The organism is Tateyamaria sp. GN1-10 (assembly GCF_055693845.1).
In genome coordinates this window covers 1,445,451-1,464,209 of the sequence record NZ_JBVFUR010000004.1, presented here as the reverse complement: position 1 = coordinate 1,464,209, position 18,759 = coordinate 1,445,451, and the positions used below count along the sequence as shown (strand labels likewise).

Sequence of the window (18,759 nt, the reverse complement as noted above, 5' to 3'; positions counted from 1 at the left end):
GCTATTGCGCAAAGGTTAATGATCAGGAGCCGAAGCGTCCGTTGGGGGTGCACAGGGGGTGCACGCCTGGTGCATGGGGGGTGACACCCTGTCATCACCCTTTCGGCGCCCGTTTTGTCAGCCCCAATTTCTCGCGCACCTCCGCCGGTCCGATGACCCGCGCACCCATGTTTTCAATGATAGTGCCCGCCCGTTCGACCAACTGCCAATTCTGCGCCAATTCGCCCTTTCCAAGCCACAGATTGTCCTCAAGACCCACGCGCACATTGCCGCCCGCCAGTACCGCCGCCGCGACATAGGCCATCTGATTCCGCCCAAGCGAGAAAGCGGAAAACGTCCAGTCATCCGGCACGTTGTTGACCATCGCCATAAAGGTATTCAGATCATCCGGCGCGCCCCAAGGCACGCCCATACACAGCTGCACCAACGCGGGCGCATCCAGAACACCATCCTTAACCAGTTGTTTTGCATACCATAAATGGCCTGTGTCAAAGGCTTCGATCTCGGGCTTCACGCCCAGTTCCGTCATCATCCGACCCATGGCGGTCAGCATGCCGGGCGTGTTGGTCATCACATAATCGGCCTCGGCAAAGTTCATGGTACCGCAATCCAGAGTGCAAATCTCCGGCAGGCATTCCGCCACATGCGCCACCCGTTCAGAGGCCCCGATCATGTCGGTTCCGTTGTCTTTCAGCGGCAACGGGGCCTCGGTATCCCCGAACACCATATCTCCGCCCATTCCGGCCGTCAGGTTCAGGACAACATCAACATCCGCACCCCTGATACGATCCGTAACCTCCCGATAATACTCAAGCTTCCGGCTCGGCGCCCCGGTCTCGGGATCGCGCACATGGCAATGCACAACGGCCGCTCCCGCCTTGGCGGCCGCGATCGCACTGTTCGCAATCTCTTCAGGACTGCGCGGTACATGTGGGCTGCGATCCTGCGTGCCACCCGATCCGGTCACGGCACAGGTGATGAAAACCTCACGATTCATGGTCAGCGGCATGTGTCCCTCCTTGCATTCAACGGCACTCTGCCATCCATTGCGATCAAAACTTGTCAAAAAGCGAAGTGGAATGACAAAAACCGCAATCCTCGTTCTGCAAGATACGAACACCCTTTCGCTTGCAGCCGCCGTTGACCCCCTGCGCGCCGCCAACCGACAGTCCGAACGCAAACTCTACGATTGGAGCTTTGCAACACCGACGAACGAGGACGTTCGACTGACCAGCGGTCTGACCGTGCCCACCGCACCGCTGCAACGCGTCGTATCCTGCAACCTTCTGATCCTTGTGGCCGGGTTCAACGTGATCCCGCAAGCCACACCAGCCCTGTTGTCGAGCATCCGGCGCCTCACCGCACCTGACACCGTGCTCATGACCATTGATGGCGGCGCATGGCTCGCCGCGAAGGCCGGCCTGCTGAATGGACACGCCGCCACCACGCATTGGGAGGACCTGGCCGAATTCTCTGCGAGTTTCCCGGACATCATGCTGCAAAATGCAAGGTTCGTGATATCCGGCAGACGATGGACCAGCAGCGGCGCAGCACCGACCCTCGACATGATGCTGCAGCTGATCGAGGTCCAACACAGCACATCATTGTCCGCGCGTGTCGCCGCTGGCTTTATCCATACACGCGCCCCATCGTCCACTGACCCGCAGATCCGGCACCCGGACGCGCGTCAACACAGTGCACTGACACACAAGGCTCATGCCATAATGGAAAGCGCGCTGGACGCCCCTGTTCCCATCCCAGCCATCGCGAAGCGGCTCGGGCTCAGCACCCGCAGCCTGCAGCTCCACTTCCAGCAAGTACTTGGTATTACGCCGAAAACGCATTACCTGACCCTTCGGCTGGCGGAAGCACACAGGCTGATCAAGCATACAGAAACACCGCTGCACGGTATCGCTCTCGCCACAGGTTTCGGATCTCAATCCAGTCTCGCACGGGCACATACGGAAAAATACGGCGAAAGCCCGCGTGCGACCCGCGCCGCACATCGCTTTGACCTGTAGTCGGGCCAAGATTGCCCGGTCATATGCAACTGGGTCGGCCTGCCGTCACGTTCCCCTCCCCCGAGGGGAGGGCCAGGGTGGGGGTCCCGAGTGTCGCATGCGTCAGCGCTTTTGGATCAATAGGGCATTGGATGCGCGCGATGCGCAGTGTTAAGATCGGCCAACACTTCATCGCTCAGCTGCAAATCAGCCGCGCCGATGGCCACCTCCAACTGCTCCATCGTGGTGGCCCCGAAGATGACAGAGCACATGAAAGGTCGCGTCATACACCACGCCAAAGCCATTTGGCTTGGATCAAGACCATGCTTACGCGCGACAGCCAGATAAGCATCGACAGTTTCAAAGGCCCTCTCAGTCTTGCGCCCACCCAAATCGGCATTCAGGGTCAAGCGTGACCCGGCGGGTACAGCACCGTCTTGGTATTTGCCGGTCAAAAGGCCTGTTGCCAAAGGTGAAAATGACAAAAGCCCGACATCTTCGTTCATACTGAGTTCAGCCATGTCGGTGTCGTACAGACGGCACATGAGGGAGTATTCATTCTGCACAGACGCCACACGTGGCCCACCTGCTTGCTCTGCAGCGGCAAGCCACGCAGCAGTCCCCCAAGCGCTTTCATTCGACAAGCCAAAGGCTCGAATGGTGCCGCGATCCACTTCGCGCTGCAACGCGCCAAGGCAATCGGCCATATTCTGACGAACGGCTGCCGGGTCCTGACCGGACGGGTCGTACGTCCAGTTCTGCCGGAACATGTAACTGCCACGGTTTGGCCAATGAAACTGATATAGATCGATGTAGTCCGTCTGCAGGCGGCGCAGTGACCCTTCAATGGCTTGGGGAATAGTGGCACCGCTGATATCTGCGCCGTCCCGTACGTGGCGCATGCCTGAACCCGAATGTTTCGTGGCAAGGATCATGTCTTTGCGCGCACCACCGCTTGCGAACCACAGGCCGATGATTTCCTCGGTCCTGCCCACGGTTTCCGCGCTGATGGGGTTCACCGGATACATCTCTGCCGTGTCGACAAAGTCTATGCCTGCGGCAAGCGCACGGTCGATCTGAGCGTGGCCTTCGTCGACGGTGTTCTGTGTGCCCCAGGTCATTGACCCCAGACACAAGGCCGACACATCGATCCCCGTGCGGCCCAACTTGCGTCGCTCCATGTCAAACCCTCCTGTTGCGTCTGGGTGACCCTAGCGGCCAGCCCCTTGGGGACAAGCCAAAAATCTACCCGTTTCGCGCAAATCGGAATTGAGAACACATCAAGAACACGCTACTGTATAGACATGCCATTGCCAACGTCACTTGCTCACCACGCCCAATCACGCGTACGCGCTTGCCTGCCCTTGCTGTCCGAAGGAGTGCAGCATGGGCTTGGGCATGGGCTGGCAATGGGCCGGGTGCACGAGGCTTGCGGCTCTGCCCGCCACCGGCTTGCCATGTGGCTGGTGGCACAAACCAAGGGGCCAGTGATCTGGATTACCCCGGATTGGAACACAAAACACCTGAATCCTTGTGGCATGATGCCGTCAATCGACCCAGCACGGCTGATCATAGTCCATGCAAAGCGGGCGGATGACGTGTTGTGGAGTATGGAAGAAGTTTTGCGCAGCGGCACCGTGCCCCTTGCCATTGCCGATATGCCCGGTCTACCAGGCCTGACCCCGGTCCGCCGCATGCATCTGGCGGCCGAAAACAGAGGAGCAGGCAAAGGCGACGCCCCGCTGGGCCTGTTGCTGACGCCTGGAATGGGCGGTGCACAGGGTGTTGAAAGCCGTTGGCATCTGGCCCCCGATCACCGAGGCGACCAAGGCCGTTGGCGACTGACACGGCTGCGTGCACGTGCCGCCCCTGAACAGACATGGGAAATCAGCCGTCATCCAGATCACGTGCTTCCCCGCATCTCCGGATCAATCAAGGCTGCGTGACCTGCGACTAAATCCAAGGCTGGCGTGTTACCTCTGCAGAACAGACCTGCAAAGGACATCGTCATGAACCGCCGCCACTTGCTCCTATGTGCCCTCGCCACACTCACGCCGCGTACAGGTTGGGCTGTCCCCACCCCCTATCGCCTTGGTACCGGTGGCGCGACGATCACCTATACATTCATGCTGAACGGCGCGCCGGTGAAAGGAACGGTGCCTGTAAACCAAGCCGACCTGACCGTTGACCCCAACAATCTGGACAAGTCCACCGCCCTCGTCAGCGCCGATGTGCGCCGTGCACGCACCGGTCTGATCTTTGCGACAGAAGCGCTGAAATCACCTTCGGTTCTTGATGCACAAAACCATCCCACCGCCCGCTTCCGATCAACGCGTGTAAAGCTGGGGGCCGGTGGGCGTCTTTCCGATGGCGCCACGCTCGAAGGGGATCTGACATTGCGCGGTGTCACCCGCCGCATTCGCTTCAATGCGGGTCTGTTTCGCGCCCGCGGCAGTGCCGCAGAGGACTTCAGCACTCTTACCGTCATGCTGAAAGGCCGTATCGACCGGCGCAAATTCGGCGCAACAGGCTATGCCAATCTGGTGGACGACACTGTCGGCATCGACATCGTTGCCGAAATCACGGCAGCTGGCTAAAAAACGACGCAGGCCCGTCGAATACCCGCTAGGCAAGTCACCCGACTCGCGCCACAAGGAGCCTGCCATGCGCATGCTTATCTCCTTCGCGGCCCTTTTTCTGTCGGTCATTCTGCTGCAACTCAGTTCAGGCGCGCTGGGTCCGCTGGACGCGTTGTCGGGTCTGGCGCTCGACTTCACACGGCAAGAGATCGGATTGCTGGGATCCGCCCATTTTCTGGGATTCTTCATCGGATGCTGGTGGGCACCACGTCTGATGGGCAGCGTTGGGCACAGCCGCGCCTTTGCTGCCTTTACCGCGGCCGGGGCCATCGGATTGATCGCCCATATGATGATCGTGGACCCGATGGCCTGGGCAGTCATGCGTATCGCATCCGGCATGTGCGTTGCGGGCTGCTACACCGTGATCGAAGCCTGGCTACAATCCAAGGTCACGAATGCCACACGCGGACGGACCATGGGTGTGTACCGATTGATGGACATGGGTGCGTCCCTGGCCGCACAGCTTGTGATCGGGGTGCTCGAACCGGCAAGCTATGTCAGCTACAACTTGCTGGCTATCGTATGTTGTGCTGCTCTGTTGCCTTTGACCTTGACCAAGGTCAAGCAACCCGAAACACCCAGCGCGCCACGTCTGCGCCCCACGCTCGCAATCGAACGTTCCCCACTTGCCGCTGCAGGGGTGATCGTAGCGGCCCTGTCCAGCGCGTCCTTCCGTATGGTCGGCCCCATCTATGGTCAGGAAGTGGGACTGACGGCACAGCAAATCGCATGGTTCATGGCCGCCTTCGTGCTGGGAGGGGCGCTGGCGCAATATCCCGTGGGGTGGCTGGCTGACAAGTTTGACCGCCGCTGGGTGCTGATCTGGCTGTCGGCGGCGGCGATGGGCAGCTGTGCGATCACAGCCCTTGCAACCGACCTTGATACAACTGGCATAATGCTGACCGCCGGACTATTCGGTCTGACAACTTTTCCCATCTATTCGGTGGCCGCGGCACACGCCCATGACTTTGCCGATGCTTCGGAGCGGGTAGAACTGTCAGCAGCTTTGATGTTCTATTTCGCCCTCGGTGCCATCGCAGCCCCGATTACAGCCTCGGCCCTGATCGACGCCTTTGGCCCGCCTGCGCTATTCGCCATGATCGCGGTAGGGCATGCTATTCTGATCGTCTTTGGTTTAGCTCGGATGCGCGCCCGTGCCACGCCGACCGAGCGTACGCGTTACATCTACGCCCCACGGACATCCTTCCTGATTGGGCGTTTGACGGGCCGCAGTCGCGACAACAAGTAACAGGTCTTTTCCACCGGGCATCCCGCTGATACATGGGCCGCAATCATTCAAAGGCCCATCATGCAGCGTCATCTGATCACGTCCGCCATTCCCTACATCAACGGGATCAAGCATCTAGGCAACCTTGTTGGCAGCCAGTTGCCAGCCGACCTTTATGCCCGCTACCAGCGTGCGCGGGGAAACGAGGTCTTGTTTTTGTGCGCCACCGATGAACACGGAACGCCAGCTGAGCTTGCAGCAGCCAACGCTGGCAAACCAGTGGCTGAATACTGCGCGGAGATGCACAAGATCCAGGCCGAGATTGCCAAGGGTTTTCGTCTGTCCTTTGACCATTTCGGACGGTCGTCATCGCCTCAGAACCACGCTTTGACCCAGCACTTTGCCGGTCGGTTGGCCGATGCGGATTTGATCCGTGAGGTGACAGAGAAACAAGTCTATTCCAACGCGGATGGCCGCTTCCTCCCTGACCGATACATCGAGGGCACCTGCCCAAATTGCGGCTATGATAAGGCGCGCGGCGACCAGTGCGAGAATTGCACCAAGCAACTGGACCCAACCGATCTGATCGAGCCGCGGAGTGCAGTGTCCGGCTCAACCGATCTCGAGGTGCGTGAAACCAAGCACCTTTATCTGCGTCAATCCGCGCTAAAGGATGACTTGAATGCCTGGATCGATAGCAAGACCGATTGGCCTTTGCTGACCACGTCGATTGCCAAGAAGTGGTTGCACGATGGTGACGGCTTGCAGGACCGCGGGATCACAAGGGATCTGGACTGGGGCATTCCCGTGCGCCGTGGCGACGCTGACTGGCCCGGTATGGAGGGCAAGGTATTCTACGTCTGGTTCGATGCGCCAATCGAATACATAGCCTGCGCTGGCGAGTGGTCAGATGCGCACGGCGGCGCAGATTGGGAACGTTGGTGGCGGACCGACAAGGGCGCAGATGACGTGCGCTATACCCAGTTCATGGGTAAAGACAACGTGCCGTTCCACACGCTCAGTTTTCCGGCCACCATCCTTGGTTCTGGAGAGCCGTGGAAAATGGTCGATCACCTCAAGTCTTTCAACTACCTGAACTACGATGGCGGTCAGTTCTCGACCAGCCAGGGGCGGGGTGTGTTCATGGACCAGGCGCTGGAGATCTTGCCCGCCGACTATTGGCGCTGGTGGTTGTTGTCCAATTGTCCCGAGACATCGGATTCAGAGTTCACGTGGGAACTCTTCCAGCAAGGTGTGAACAAGGACCTCGCAGACGTCCTTGGCAATTTCGTAAGCCGCGTCACAAAATTCTGCCGTTCTAAGTTCGGAGAGATCGTTCCGAAAGGCGGAGTGTATGGAGACCGAGAAGAAACGCTGATTGCAGAACTGGACGCCCGCCTCACACGTTACGCACAGATGATGGACGCCATGGAAGTGCGTAAATCAGCGCAAGAGCTTCGCGCTATCTGGGTCGCAGGGAACGAGTATCTCCAGGCCGCCGCTCCGTGGGCAACCATCAAGGAGGACCCCGAGACGGCGGCCATGCAGATCCGTCTTGGTCTGAACTTGATCTCGTTCTATGCCACCTTGTCCGCGCCTTTCATCCCGGATGCGGCCCAAAAGATGAACACCGCGCTGCAGATCGAAAAGGCACAGTGGCCAAGCAACGCATCAGATGCCCTCGACAGCTTGCCTGCCGGACAAAGTTTTGCCGTGCCTGAAAATCTTTTTGCTAAGATCAGCGACGAAGACAGAAAGGACTGGCAAGATCGTTTCGCCGGAGGCCGTGCTTGAGGGCAGCCCGTCCAGCGGGCATGCGCCGAAAATATGAGTAACGCCGCCTCTTTTCGTTTTGTGAGTGAAGCGTTCGTGTAGGGCTGATGAGCACTATATGAACGCTTGTTCATACCGGAGACTTTTGGTGCCGCAGGCCCTGTCATTCCGGTATCACGCACCGACGGCATCGTCATGAATTCCGTCGATATGGTTTTGCGCAAGCCAAAGTTGATCAAATGGGCTAAAACTCTTCCCATCCTGTGGGCTCCGCCGTGTCATCATCCGAAAGGGCAAGGGCACCATTCACTTCCAGCAACTGTGTTACATCTGGCAGTACGGTACTGGTTACGGACGCTCCAGTATCTTCAAATCGGACCAAGCCAATCTTGAATTGCGCGACAGCGTCTGCAAGTGCATCCGCCTCACCCGTCAATGCATGGCTTGCTGCTGTGGTCTCTTCAAACATTGCCGCATTCTGTTGGGTGACATGATCCAGTTCATTCACTGCGGCGTTGATCTCGTTCAAGCCCGCTGATTGTTGGCGTGTTGATGTCGCGATTTCGACCATTCGTTCGGAAATATCGGTAACAGAAGATACGATTGCTGACAGCGCGCGCCCTGTCCGATCGACCAGTTCAACGCCGTGCTGGACTTGCTCAGCGCTCGTGGAAATGAGCGTATTGATTTCCCGGGCCGCGTCAGAGGATCTTTGTGCCAACGCGCGCACCTCGGTTGCAACAACGGCAAAACCACGACCAGCCTCACCAGCACGGGCCGCTTCAACCCCTGCATTGAGCGCCAGCAAATTGGTTTGGAACGCGATGTCATCAATCACGGATGTGATCTTGGAAATCTCGTGAGACGACGCCTTGATACCGTCCATTGCACTCACCGCTTGACGTGCAATGTCCCCGCCCTGCTCAGCATTGCGTTTTGCATCTTCAGAGGTTTTGCTCGCCGCATCGGCGCCTTCAGCAGCAGAACGCACAGAAGATGTGAGCTCATCCAATGCGGCTGCCGTTTCTTCGAGAGTGGCTGCCTGTCGTTCCGTCCGACGTGACAAATCATCCGCAGCGCTGGTGATTTCGGTTGTTTCACTCCGAATGGAGTTCACATTATGCGTCACAGTGGCCATTGCATCGCGCAGACTGGTGAGTGCCCCGTTAAAATCCAGCCGGAGTTTCTCGTATTCGTCGGGAAACGGATCTTTCAACTCGAGCGTCAAATTGCCTTCGGACAGGTCTTGCAGGCCCTGCCCCAAGGCGGCAACAACGGTGGCCTGATCGCGAGCAATCTGTGCCTGATGATCCCGCGCATCCAGTACTTCCAACTCGGCCTCGGTCACATCGGTTCCGATAAGGATATAGCGCTCAATCGCCGCGTCTTCGGTGCGAACGCAGACAAAACCACCATCAATGACCCGCCTTTCCCCACCGACAGACTTGAGATGTATTTTGCCGTGCAGCCTTTCTCCTTGCTGCAAGGCAAATAGAACATCGTGCGGAATCTTCGGATCAGGCTGGTCAGCAGCAAACAGGGTGCCCAAAGTTACGTCCGCGAGATCGCCTGGTTCTATACGCAAGCGCTTTGCGGCAACTCCATTCACCCCAGAACACCGTCCGACATCATCGAACTCTATGCGCATCTGCGTGTTATCTATTCCGGCCAATACGGCTGCGTCTCGTTGTGCCGTCGTCTGATCCGACCATTCAACAACCGCACCAATCGTTCGACCCATATAGTCCTTTGTCTGGCTCAGATTAATGCGCACATGCCGTTCGCCAACCCGTAGCACCATGCTGTTGTCGCGCGGACTGCCGGAATCACTCAGGACATCGAGCAGATCTGCAACATCTTTCATCTCATCAAGATTGGTACCAATCCATGCATCACACTGAACACCAGGCCATAATGCACTCAGGTCGGGCAAAAGGCTGTTCAGGAGCGCCGTGCAGGCGGGGTTGACGAAAATGATCTGATTGGTTTCATCAACCATCATCATTGGTGCGGTCGACCCTTCGAATGCGGCACCTTTGAATGCGCTTTCCCGCTGTCCCTTCGTTGCCTTGGCCAATGCCAATCTGAAGCCATCCAAACGGCGGGACATGTTACCGATTTCGTCACCACGCTTTGTGCCCGGAACATCGATCTGATATTCCTTCCGCGCGATTGCGGACATAGCTTCAGTAAGCCCATTTATTGGGCGCGACACGTCGTACCACGCGTAAGTGATGATCAGGGCCATAGCGAGAACGAAGACGGCCGCAGCAACAGCCATCGCCATCATCTGATTGCGTGCAAGAAAGGCGATGACCTGCGCATCGTCCCAAGCCGTGACAACCGCCCCTGCAACAACTGCTTCCGGCCCGAACTTCACCGGATATGCAACCACCAACCCATTCTCTGACGCCGACACCTGACCAGTCTTGATCGCGGTGATGGCAAGAGACGCCGCATCCGGTGCAAGTACATCCATCTCAGGACTACCAAACATCTGCAAGCCAGCTGAATCGACAACCAGCGCTCCCTGCACTTCGGGTTCAGCCGCAGCAATCACACTTTCGGTTATTTCTGTAACGGCAACCTGGTTTGCAAATTTGATGGAACCACCCATCTGCATGGCCAGAAGCTCGGTCACGTTTTGCGCACGCGACACCAGTTCGGAGTGCAAGAGCTTGCGTTGCGCCGAATAGTCAAACGATACCATCGCTGCAAGAACTGAGAGCGTGACCAGCGCAGTCATCAGTACTGCTTTCGCCATTAGTGAGTTCAAGCGAGGCAGAACAAGCAGGTTTCGACCTGTGAATTGCATGGCATGATCCTTGGCATTGCGCGCGACAACACCTGTTGCAGCGACGTGAACTGAACCACGTCCTTAGGTCACCGCACTTACTTCCGCCTTAATGCAACCGCGGAACTCCATTTCCAAATTGCAGAGAATTTTATCAAGTTACAAAGAACTACGGCCAATTCTGGTTGTTTGGCAGATCCACACGCTCATACGACGCCACGCTTCACTAAGGACGTTGGCAGATTGCAGGGTGACCACATTCTTGGTTGCTGGTGCGGACGGCGGGACTCGAACCCGCACGATCATACGATCGAGAGATTTTCTTACCCGCTACGGCTTTCGCCGCCGACGCATCGCGTCGTTTGTGGTCTGGACTATCCCTTCACCATCCCCGGTCGCCCGGCCTTAGGTGCTGCCCGTCTAGTCTCTACACCTTCCGATCAGGACAAGTATCCAACCGGCTTGGCTCGGGATTGGCATGGGCTAGGTATGGCCGTTAGCTTTCCCCGAATTTGAGCAGTTCTACTCCCGAGGTTTCCCCCGAGGCACTCAAAACATGGCTTAAGTCTCTTGTGTCTACCGATTCCACCACGTCCGCATCTGCGTCGGACGTTGCCATAGATTTTTGATGTTGACCACGGGGGTTTCGCGCAAAACTGCCATACATGTTTTGCGGAACACAACTGCGATGGAATGCCTGCATCTGACTGAAACTAAGCGTCATTCTTCGCACGCTGGCTCTGACAACAGGACTACAATTCCTGACCTTCCGGACCAAGCGGCGCCCCATCCGCCAACAAATGACGTTCGGACAGCCACGGGTTGTTTGCCAGTGCCTTTTCAAGCTGCGCGCGCGCGTCGTCCCGTCGGCCAAGGTTCATGAGTGTGAGCGCTCTTCCAGACTGCGCACCTACATGATCGGGGGACAGGTCCAACGCCCGGTCCAGATCACCCAGTGCGGCTGAAAAATCCTCGCGCAGGAAACTGATGAATGCGCGCTGGTTGTACCCTTCCGCGTAGTCTGGACAGTAACTCACCAACGTATCAAAGCTGTCATAGGCACCGGCAAAGTCGAAACTGCTCCGTTGACGCATCCCACGATCCAGAACTTCCTGTGCAGCGGCATCGGGCGCGCGCAACCACAATTGCCACATCTGGTTAGATGCGACCTGCCCGTTGCGTTCGTCCGGCGCAGCATTCGCATCGGCGATCAATGCCTGCAACTCGACAGAAATGTCTGGCGCAGTCGGACATGTTTCCGCCAATGCTGGGCTGGACAACAACAGGGCGACAATAGCGTATCTCATGCTCGAAAGAATGATGCTCAGACTTCCCCGGTCAAATCACATTTACTCAAGACCGGGCAGCATAACTTCTTTGACGGCTTCCATAGCCACATAGGTCGATGTTGACGCTACATGGGGAAGGCTTGAAATCACATCTCCGAGAAATTGACGATACTGCGCCATACTCCGAGTGCGGACCTTCAAGAGATAGTCGAAATGGCTCGCAATCATATGGGCTTGCTCAATCTCTGGGATTTGCTGAACAGCCGTATTGAATCCACGCAGAGCCGCCTCACGGGTATCACTCAGGCGCACTTCCACAAAGGCCACATGATCAAGCCCCAGCGAAATCGGATCAAGCAGTGCGCGATACCCCATTATGATCCCGGCTTTCTCCAACCGCCGCAGCCGCGCCTGTGTCGGGGACTTGGACAGACCAATGCGCGTCGCAAGATCGGTGATGCTGATCCGACCATCCTCGGCAAGGGCCGTCAGAATCGATTGATCCAGCTTGTCCAATGCATTCGGTTTCTTCGCTTTCGTATCCTGCCTCAAGCTATTCATTTGTTCTGCTGTTTCCGTCAAATTCAATCATTTTACCTACTCAACCGATGATACACTTAGCTAAATGGAAAAGGAAAGCGCCATGGTACGAGAAATGAACCGTGAACTGGCTACCCAGCTTGACAACGGCATGTATGCTGAACCCGACGCCGTTCTGGCGGACCTGATCCAAACCGCCAATCTGTCTGCCATGGACCGGAATGCGATCTGCGAACGCGCCGCTCATTTGGTCACTGCCATCCGCACCCAAGCCGCACCGGGTCTGATGGAGACCTTCCTGGCTGAATATGGTCTATCGACGGATGAGGGGATCGCTCTCATGTGCTTGGCAGAGGCTCTTTTGCGTGTGCCGGATGCCGATACCATCGACGCGCTGATCGAAGACAAGATTGCCCCGTCGAACTGGGGCAAGCATTTGGGCCATTCGACGTCGTCACTGGTGAATGCATCCACATGGGCGCTGATGTTGACCGGGCGCGTACTGGATGACGATCAACCTGGTCCCATTGGCCACCTGCGTGGGGCGATCAAACGATTGGGCGAGCCCGTGATCCGGGCCGCCGTCTCCCGTGCAATGAAAGAGATGGGGCGACAATTCGTACTAGGCGAGAGCATCGACAGCGCCATGGAGCGCGCTGCGGGAATGGAAGCCAAGGGTTTCACCTATTCCTACGACATGCTCGGAGAGGCCGCGATGACCGACGCCGACGCGCGGCGCTATCATCTGAGCTATTCGCGCGCCATCTCTGCCATAGCGCGGGCCTGCACCAGCGTGGATATCCGCGAAAACCCCGGCATCTCTGTCAAGTTGTCCGCCCTGCATCCCCGCTATGAACGCGCACAAGAGGCCGCGGTGATGCGCGATCTTGTGCCCCGCCTGCGGTCGCTCGCCCTGCTTGCCGCATCGGCGGGAATGGGTCTGAATGTGGATGCGGAAGAAGCCGACCGTCTGTCACTGTCCCTGCAGGTGATTGATGCGGTCCTGCGGGAAAAAGCGCTTGCCGGTTGGGACGGGTTCGGCATCGTGGTTCAGGCTTACGGTCCGCGCGCAGGCACCGCTATCGATGCGATCCACGATATGGCCGCACGGTATGATCGCAAGGTGATGGTGCGGCTGGTCAAGGGCGCATATTGGGACACTGAAATCAAGCGTGCACAGGTCGAAGGTGTTTCAGGCTTTCCCGTCTTCACTCGCAAGGCCGCAACCGACGTGTCCTATATTTCGAATGCGCGCAAATTGCTGGGTCTGACCGACCGCATCTATCCGCAATTCGCAACCCACAATGCCCACACCGTCGCGGCGATCCTGCATATGGCCAATGGGCAACCCTTTGAATTTCAACGACTGCACGGGATGGGCGAGGCGCTGCACAGCATGGTACTGCGCGACAATGGAACACGGTGCCGGATCTATGCGCCCGTGGGCGCGCATCGCGATCTGTTAGCTTATCTGGTGCGGCGGCTTCTGGAAAACGGCGCCAATTCCAGCTTCGTGAACCAGATCGTCGACGAGGATGTGCCGCCAGAGGTGGTGGCTGCCGATCCGTTCGCAGCGCTGGAAGACAGCGCAATCACCATCCCAGACGGCCCTGCGCTGTTCGCGCCCAAGCGCCGCAATTCGCAAGGATTTGACCTGACTCACACACCCACCTTTTCACGGATTGAAAAGGCACGCCAGGGCTTTGCCGCACATCAGTGGAACGCACAATCGCTCACGATCAGAACGGGTGATGGTTTTCAAAAGCCTGTCTTGAACCCAGCCGATCCGGAGGATGTCGTGGGCACCGCCCTTTGGGCCACATCGGACGTGGTGAACAAAGCCGTCGCAGACGCCAGGGAATGGTCCGCCTCTGCCGAAGAGCGCGCGCGCATCCTGAACGCTGCTGCCGACCTATACGAGGCGGCTTTTGGCGAGCTCTTTGCTCTTCTCGCTCGCGAGGCGGGCAAAACGCTGCCGGATGCCGTGTCCGAACTGCGCGAAGCCGTGGATTTCCTCCGATACTACGCGACCCACGCGGACGGCAGCGCTCCTGCAGGCATTTTTGTCTGTATCTCACCATGGAACTTTCCTTTGGCGATCTTCACGGGGCAGATTGCGGCAGCGCTGGCCGCCGGCAATGCAGTTCTGGCCAAACCAGCCGAACAGACATCGCTGATCGCGTTCAGGGCCATAGAGTTGTTGCACCAAGCTGGCGTACCGCGCGACGCCCTGCAACTGCTTTTGGGCGCGGGCGATATTGGTGCGGCACTGACCAGCCACCCTGATGTCAACGGCGTCGCCTTCACCGGCTCAACAGACACCGCGCTGCGCATCCGGGCCAATCTGGCCGACCATGCGGCACCTGGCACACCTCTGATCGCCGAAACCGGCGGACTGAACGCGATGATCGTCGACAGCACCGCTTTGCCCGAACAAGTGGTGCGCAGCATCGTTGAAAGCGCATTTCAATCCGCCGGGCAACGCTGCTCCGCCCTGCGCTGCCTCTATGTGCAAGAGGATATCGCGCCGCACCTGACCGAAATGTTGATCGGGGCCATGGACGCCCTAAACGTCGGCACCCCTTGGCAGCTTGCAACCGACATAGGCCCCGTCATCAATCCTGAAGCGCAGGCCGACATAAATGCGCATATTGCCACCGCTCGCACAGAGGGGCGACTGCTGCACCAGCTCGAAACCCCGCCCCATGGGTACTTTGTTGCACCCACCCTGATCCGTGTGGATGGCATCGGAGATATCGAGCGGGAAGTGTTTGGTCCGGTGCTACATATTGCGACTTACAAGGCCGCTGACCTCGATGCCGTGATCGACGCCATCAATGACACGGGGTACGGTCTGACTTTCGGCCTTCACACCCGCATTGATGATAGGGTGCAACATGTGACGGACCGCATTGCGGCAGGCAATGTCTATGTTAACCGCAATCAGATCGGAGCCATCGTGGGCAGTCAGCCTTTTGGCGGACAGGGGCTGTCGGGAACGGGACCCAAGGCGGGCGGGCCGGACTATCTGTTGCGTTTCAGGGCACAAACACCCGAAGCGTCATCAGGAACGTGGACCGGCCCCACAGCGCTCCCCCGCTGCCGCCGAATTCGGATACGGTTCAGGACAGCATCACTCTGCCCGGTCCCACAGGCGAGTCAAACGTACACAGCCGCTCCCCACGTCCTGCATTGCTTTGTGCCGGACCGGGCCCCGAGACAGCGACAGCCCAGATGGCGGCCGTGACAGCATTGGGAGGTAACGCTGTTATGGCCAGCGGCGAGATTGACCCCAAGACGCTGACAGACGGCCCCGCGTATGGCGGCGTGCTTTGGTGGGGCGCAGCTGGACCAACGGGCTCTGCCTTGGAAAAGGCACTCGCTAAACGAAGTGGGCCGATCATCCCTTTGATTACCGGGCAGCCGGACAGAGCGCATGTCTTCGTCGAGCGGCACGTTTGCGTGGACACCACCGCTTCTGGCGGGAACGCTGCATTGCTTGGCGCGACAAGTTGAGCAAAGGGTAAGCGTGCTCGGCGAACCCAAATTCGCGTTCAGTTCGACATAACCATACCACCCGAACGAACGGACAGCACTGCAAAGCCGTCTACGCGTTCTTTTGACCGATCTTTGGCTCAGTACCGGCCTTGATGCGACGAATGTTTTCGCGGTGCCGCCAGAAGATCAGAAGCGTAAGGATGATCCCCAGGAGCAGTCCATCTGGCGCGCCGAGAAACATCATCAGGAATGTACATGAAGCGGCCGCGACCAGCGCACCCATCGACGAAATGCGCGACAGTCCCGCACCGATAAGCCACGCAATGCAGGCCCCTAACCCGACGGGCCAGTGTAGTGCTGTCAGCAGACCAAGAAAGGTCGCAACACCTTTGCCGCCTTTGAAGCTCAGCCAGACTGGATAACAGTGGCCCAGCATCGCAGCGAGCCCAGCTATCTGTGCTGCGTCTTCTGCTCCCGCAATCATTCGAGCCAGCAGCAACGCTGCGGCCCCCTTTCCGGCGTCCAACACCAAAGTCAGCGCAGCTGCCAGTTTGTTACCGGTCCGTAAGACATTGGTGGCGCCGATGTTGCCAGATCCGATCTCGCGCAGGTTTCCGAGGTTCATAACCCGCGCCAAAACCATGCCAAAAGGGATCGACCCAAGGAGGTAGCCAATCACTGCCCACAGGGCCAGTGTCGCTTGTGTGCTTTCAAGAAGGGGCATTTAGTCTCTTTTGTATACGGATCGTCCAGCGACAAAGGTTTCCAAAACCTTACCCTGCATCCGTGCCCCGTCAAATGGGGTGTTGCGCGATTTCGAATGCAGTGTGGCACGATCCATCACAAACGGCGCATGCGGGTCAAAAAGAACAAGGTCCGCCGGAGCGCCCACAGCCAGCCGCCCGGTTTCAAGCCCAAGGCGTTTGGCGGGATTCAGCGACATGGCACGCCACAATGTAGGCAGGTCGATTTGGTCGGCGTGAAACAGGCGCATTGCAGCGGGCAGTAACGTCTCAAGCGCGACTGCACCAGACGCGGCCGCTTCGAAGGGCAGACGTTTGCTCTCTTCATCCTGCGGCGTGTGCATTGAGCTGATGACATCGATAAGGCCGGTCCGAACTGCTTCGGCTATCGCCACGCGATCCTCCTCGTCTCGCAGAGGCGGCTTGATCTTGAAAAATGTGCGGTAGTCGGACACATCCAGCGCATTCAGTGCGAGATGATGGATGGACGTCCCCGCGGTGATGTCAAACCCATTGTTTTTCGCCCTCTCCAGCGGCGGCAGTGCACGCGCGACAGTGATCTGATCAGCGTGGTAGCGTGCTCCAGTCATCTCGACCATCGCGATATCCCGATCAAGTCCCATGCGCTCGGCCATGGGTGACACAGCAGGAAGGCCGCGAAGCGACGCAAACTTGCCCGACGTGGCCGCTGCGCCTGTGCTCAACCCGGGATCCTGCGGGTGCCCGAGCACCAATGCACCCAGCGAACGGGCATAGGTCAAGGCGCGGGCAAAGACCTTGCTATCAGCGATCACCTGATCGCAGTCGGTGAAGGCGACAGCGCCGGCATCCAACAGAAAGCCGATCTCGGTCATCTCGCGTCCCTGCCGCCCCTTTGTCAGGGCAGCCATGGGCAGAACATTAACTGGTGCCGCCTCACGGGCACGGCGGATCACGAACTCCAAGGTCTCGGGATTGTCGATGACCGGGTCGGTATCGGGACGGGTGACCATTGTAGTAACCCCGCCAGCTGCCGCCGCGAGCCCTGCAGACCCAAAGCTTTCTTTGTGCCTTTCCCCAGGCTCGCACACCTTCACACCGACATCCACGATGCCCGGCGCCAGGTATTTGCGCTGGCAGTCGACAACCTGTGAGAAGTTTGCAGTTGCAGTTTTTTCAGCATTCAATTCAGCGTCTTGCGTAAGCCGTCCCGCAATCCTTCCAGCGCGCACGACAAGCGCGCCCGTGGTCACTGTGCCCGCTTCGGGATCCACCAATTTGGCGTTTTTAAACAGGATATCTGTCATGCTGGGCCCCGCGTCAGTGTGGCTTGATCCCGGTTCAGCAGTCGGAGAAGGCAATCACTACCTCTTGTAAACAAGGCAATGATGCCCGCTTTGACACAGAGAAAGACTGGCATGATGCTCCGAAACCGAGACCCCGGTCGCCTTGTCGGACAAAGCAACCATTTTGTCCAGCGAACTGCGCAAGAGCGGCCTCAAATGGTGGGTGTCATAAGGGCGGACTACCCTCAGCAGCTCATTTGACGGTACGGTTGGATCGAGCTTGGAACACCAGTCAGACCTCGGAAAGCAACGCACGGCGTTTTGCCAAAGGTCTCAGGGACCCTGCGGCAGAGCAGTCCGTATCGCACTTACTCGTCCAAGTGATTGGCGGTAATTACCGAGCAGCTATTGAGCCATGAAGTGAACAAATGCGCGCTTCCGGTTGCTGGCCAGTCTTAACCCAACTCAACAGGGCCGGTTAGCGCGTCACCGTCATACCACTTCATCTCGACTTCAAGGCTGTGTTGAATGCCTTTGTGTCGCTTCTCCTCGTCCTCGACTTTCAACTCCAGCATCATTCGATCGGGCAAGCTCAGCACGATTTCATCCTGACCTTTCCGCAGGATCACCTCGGCCGCATCAAGGCGGTCTGCGAGGCCGCGCAAGAAAGTCGCGATTTCGACACGGCTCTTTGCTTCCTTGCTGCTGAACAGAGTGATTTCACGTCCCATTTCTGACTCCTCAATTATTTCGTGGGATGGTTGAGAGACGACAAATTCCCCCGCCTAAATGCGTCGCAACGCGGGAGGTTATTCAACTCAGTTATGAATTGGGGTTTGGAATGACGTGGTTCAAGCAATGCTTGGTGCGGCACGTGAGCCACGCGACCAATACGGCCCAGACGCGCCACCGGAACCTAGCTGAAGTGACCCCACTGATACCTCAGGTGTGTGGGCGTGCAGCAACGCACAGTAGAAGCGCCCGCTATGA

Annotated in this window: 13 protein-coding genes and 1 pseudogene; 6 read left to right on the top strand and 8 right to left on the bottom strand. The window is 58.1% G+C overall.

Annotated elements, in window-relative coordinates; translation table 11 throughout:
* Window positions 1–94: 94 nt before the first annotated feature.
* Window positions 95–1,009 carry a 3-dehydrocarnitine:acetyl-CoA trimethylamine transferase BcoG gene (bcoG, locus tag ACZ1HN_RS08935; protein WP_472727242.1) on the bottom strand — a complete coding sequence of 305 codons (915 nt, stop codon included), beginning with the start codon at window positions 1,007–1,009 and terminating at the stop codon, window positions 95–97.
* Window positions 1,010–1,079: 70 nt separating this feature from the next.
* On the opposite strand from bcoG, the gene ACZ1HN_RS08930 reads away from it, so the two are divergent.
* Window positions 1,080–2,021, top strand: a complete 942-nt coding sequence (locus tag ACZ1HN_RS08930) for a GlxA family transcriptional regulator (protein ID WP_472727241.1) — start codon at window positions 1,080–1,082, stop codon at window positions 2,019–2,021.
* A gap of 116 nt (window positions 2,022–2,137) precedes the next feature.
* Here the strand turns inward: ACZ1HN_RS08930 and ACZ1HN_RS08925 are convergent, their stop codons facing one another.
* Entirely contained in the window at window positions 2,138–3,181 is a 1,044-nt protein-coding gene (locus ACZ1HN_RS08925) for an aldo/keto reductase (RefSeq protein ID WP_472727240.1), read from the bottom strand.
* A 123-nt stretch (window positions 3,182–3,304) separates the two neighbouring features.
* Between ACZ1HN_RS08925 and ACZ1HN_RS08920 the strand changes: the two genes are divergently transcribed.
* The 4 genes from ACZ1HN_RS08920 (at window position 3,305) to metG (ending at window position 7,661) form a co-directional block, all read left to right on the top strand.
* Window positions 3,305–3,946: an ImuA family protein gene (locus ACZ1HN_RS08920; protein WP_472727239.1), complete on the top strand. Its 642-nt coding sequence runs from the start codon at window positions 3,305–3,307 to the stop codon at window positions 3,944–3,946.
* Window positions 3,947–4,009: 63 nt separating this feature from the next.
* Entirely contained in the window at window positions 4,010–4,597 is a 588-nt protein-coding gene (locus ACZ1HN_RS08915; protein ID WP_472727238.1) for a YceI family protein, read from the top strand.
* A 67-nt stretch (window positions 4,598–4,664) separates the two neighbouring features.
* Window positions 4,665–5,888 carry an MFS transporter gene (locus tag ACZ1HN_RS08910; RefSeq protein WP_472727237.1) on the top strand — a complete coding sequence of 408 codons (1,224 nt, stop codon included), beginning with the start codon at window positions 4,665–4,667 and terminating at the stop codon, window positions 5,886–5,888.
* Between the two features lie 60 nt (window positions 5,889–5,948).
* A complete protein-coding gene (metG, locus tag ACZ1HN_RS08905; RefSeq protein WP_472727236.1) occupies window positions 5,949–7,661 on the top strand; it encodes a methionine--tRNA ligase in 1,713 nt (570 codons plus the stop codon).
* A 223-nt stretch (window positions 7,662–7,884) separates the two neighbouring features.
* Here the strand turns inward: metG and ACZ1HN_RS08900 are convergent, their stop codons facing one another.
* The 3 genes from ACZ1HN_RS08900 to ACZ1HN_RS08890 form a co-directional block, all read right to left on the bottom strand.
* Window positions 7,885–10,455 (bottom strand): methyl-accepting chemotaxis protein, encoded by a 2,571-nt coding sequence (locus tag ACZ1HN_RS08900; RefSeq protein ID WP_472727235.1) that lies wholly within the window; start codon window positions 10,453–10,455, stop codon window positions 7,885–7,887.
* 731 nt (window positions 10,456–11,186) lie between these two features.
* On the bottom strand, window positions 11,187–11,741 hold the full coding sequence (locus ACZ1HN_RS08895; RefSeq protein ID WP_472727234.1) for a tetratricopeptide repeat protein: 555 nt from the start codon (window positions 11,739–11,741) through the stop codon (window positions 11,187–11,189).
* A gap of 42 nt (window positions 11,742–11,783) precedes the next feature.
* Entirely contained in the window at window positions 11,784–12,275 is a 492-nt protein-coding gene (locus tag ACZ1HN_RS08890) for an Lrp/AsnC family transcriptional regulator (RefSeq protein ID WP_472727233.1), read from the bottom strand.
* A gap of 91 nt (window positions 12,276–12,366) precedes the next feature.
* Here ACZ1HN_RS08890 and putA point away from each other — a divergent pair.
* Window positions 12,367–15,779, top strand: a pseudogene (putA, locus tag ACZ1HN_RS08885) (bifunctional proline dehydrogenase/L-glutamate gamma-semialdehyde dehydrogenase PutA).
* A gap of 91 nt (window positions 15,780–15,870) precedes the next feature.
* Here putA and plsY read toward each other — a convergent pair.
* The 3 genes from plsY to ACZ1HN_RS08870 all read right to left on the bottom strand — a co-directional run bounded on the left by plsY (window position 15,871) and on the right by ACZ1HN_RS08870 (window position 18,500).
* Entirely contained in the window at window positions 15,871–16,485 is a 615-nt protein-coding gene (gene plsY, locus ACZ1HN_RS08880) for a glycerol-3-phosphate 1-O-acyltransferase PlsY (protein ID WP_472727232.1), read from the bottom strand.
* Window positions 16,486–17,790: a dihydroorotase gene (gene pyrC / locus ACZ1HN_RS08875; protein ID WP_472727231.1), complete on the bottom strand. Its 1,305-nt coding sequence runs from the start codon at window positions 17,788–17,790 to the stop codon at window positions 16,486–16,488.
* 434 nt (window positions 17,791–18,224) lie between these two features.
* Complete coding sequence (locus tag ACZ1HN_RS08870; protein ID WP_472727230.1) at window positions 18,225–18,500, bottom strand: amphi-Trp domain-containing protein; 276 nt, start codon at window positions 18,498–18,500, stop codon at window positions 18,225–18,227.
* Window positions 18,501–18,759: the final 259 nt, after the last annotated feature.

Coding starts and splice junctions, on each gene's coding strand:
- bcoG (WP_472727242.1), bottom strand. CDS start 1,009: ATGCCGCTGACCATGAATCGTGAGGTTTTCATCACCTGTGCCGTGACC.
- ACZ1HN_RS08930 (WP_472727241.1), top strand. CDS start 1,080: ATGACAAAAACCGCAATCCTCGTTCTGCAAGATACGAACACCCTTTCG.
- ACZ1HN_RS08925 (WP_472727240.1), bottom strand. CDS start 3,181: ATGGAGCGACGCAAGTTGGGCCGCACGGGGATCGATGTGTCGGCCTTG.
- ACZ1HN_RS08920 (WP_472727239.1), top strand. CDS start 3,305: ATGCCATTGCCAACGTCACTTGCTCACCACGCCCAATCACGCGTACGC.
- ACZ1HN_RS08915 (WP_472727238.1), top strand. CDS start 4,010: ATGAACCGCCGCCACTTGCTCCTATGTGCCCTCGCCACACTCACGCCG.
- ACZ1HN_RS08910 (WP_472727237.1), top strand. CDS start 4,665: ATGCGCATGCTTATCTCCTTCGCGGCCCTTTTTCTGTCGGTCATTCTG.
- metG (WP_472727236.1), top strand. CDS start 5,949: ATGCAGCGTCATCTGATCACGTCCGCCATTCCCTACATCAACGGGATC.
- ACZ1HN_RS08900 (WP_472727235.1), bottom strand. CDS start 10,455: ATGCAATTCACAGGTCGAAACCTGCTTGTTCTGCCTCGCTTGAACTCA.
- ACZ1HN_RS08895 (WP_472727234.1), bottom strand. CDS start 11,741: ATGAGATACGCTATTGTCGCCCTGTTGTTGTCCAGCCCAGCATTGGCG.
- plsY (WP_472727232.1), bottom strand. CDS start 16,485: ATGCCCCTTCTTGAAAGCACACAAGCGACACTGGCCCTGTGGGCAGTG.
- pyrC (WP_472727231.1), bottom strand. CDS start 17,790: ATGACAGATATCCTGTTTAAAAACGCCAAATTGGTGGATCCCGAAGCG.
- ACZ1HN_RS08870 (WP_472727230.1), bottom strand. CDS start 18,500: ATGGGACGTGAAATCACTCTGTTCAGCAGCAAGGAAGCAAAGAGCCGT.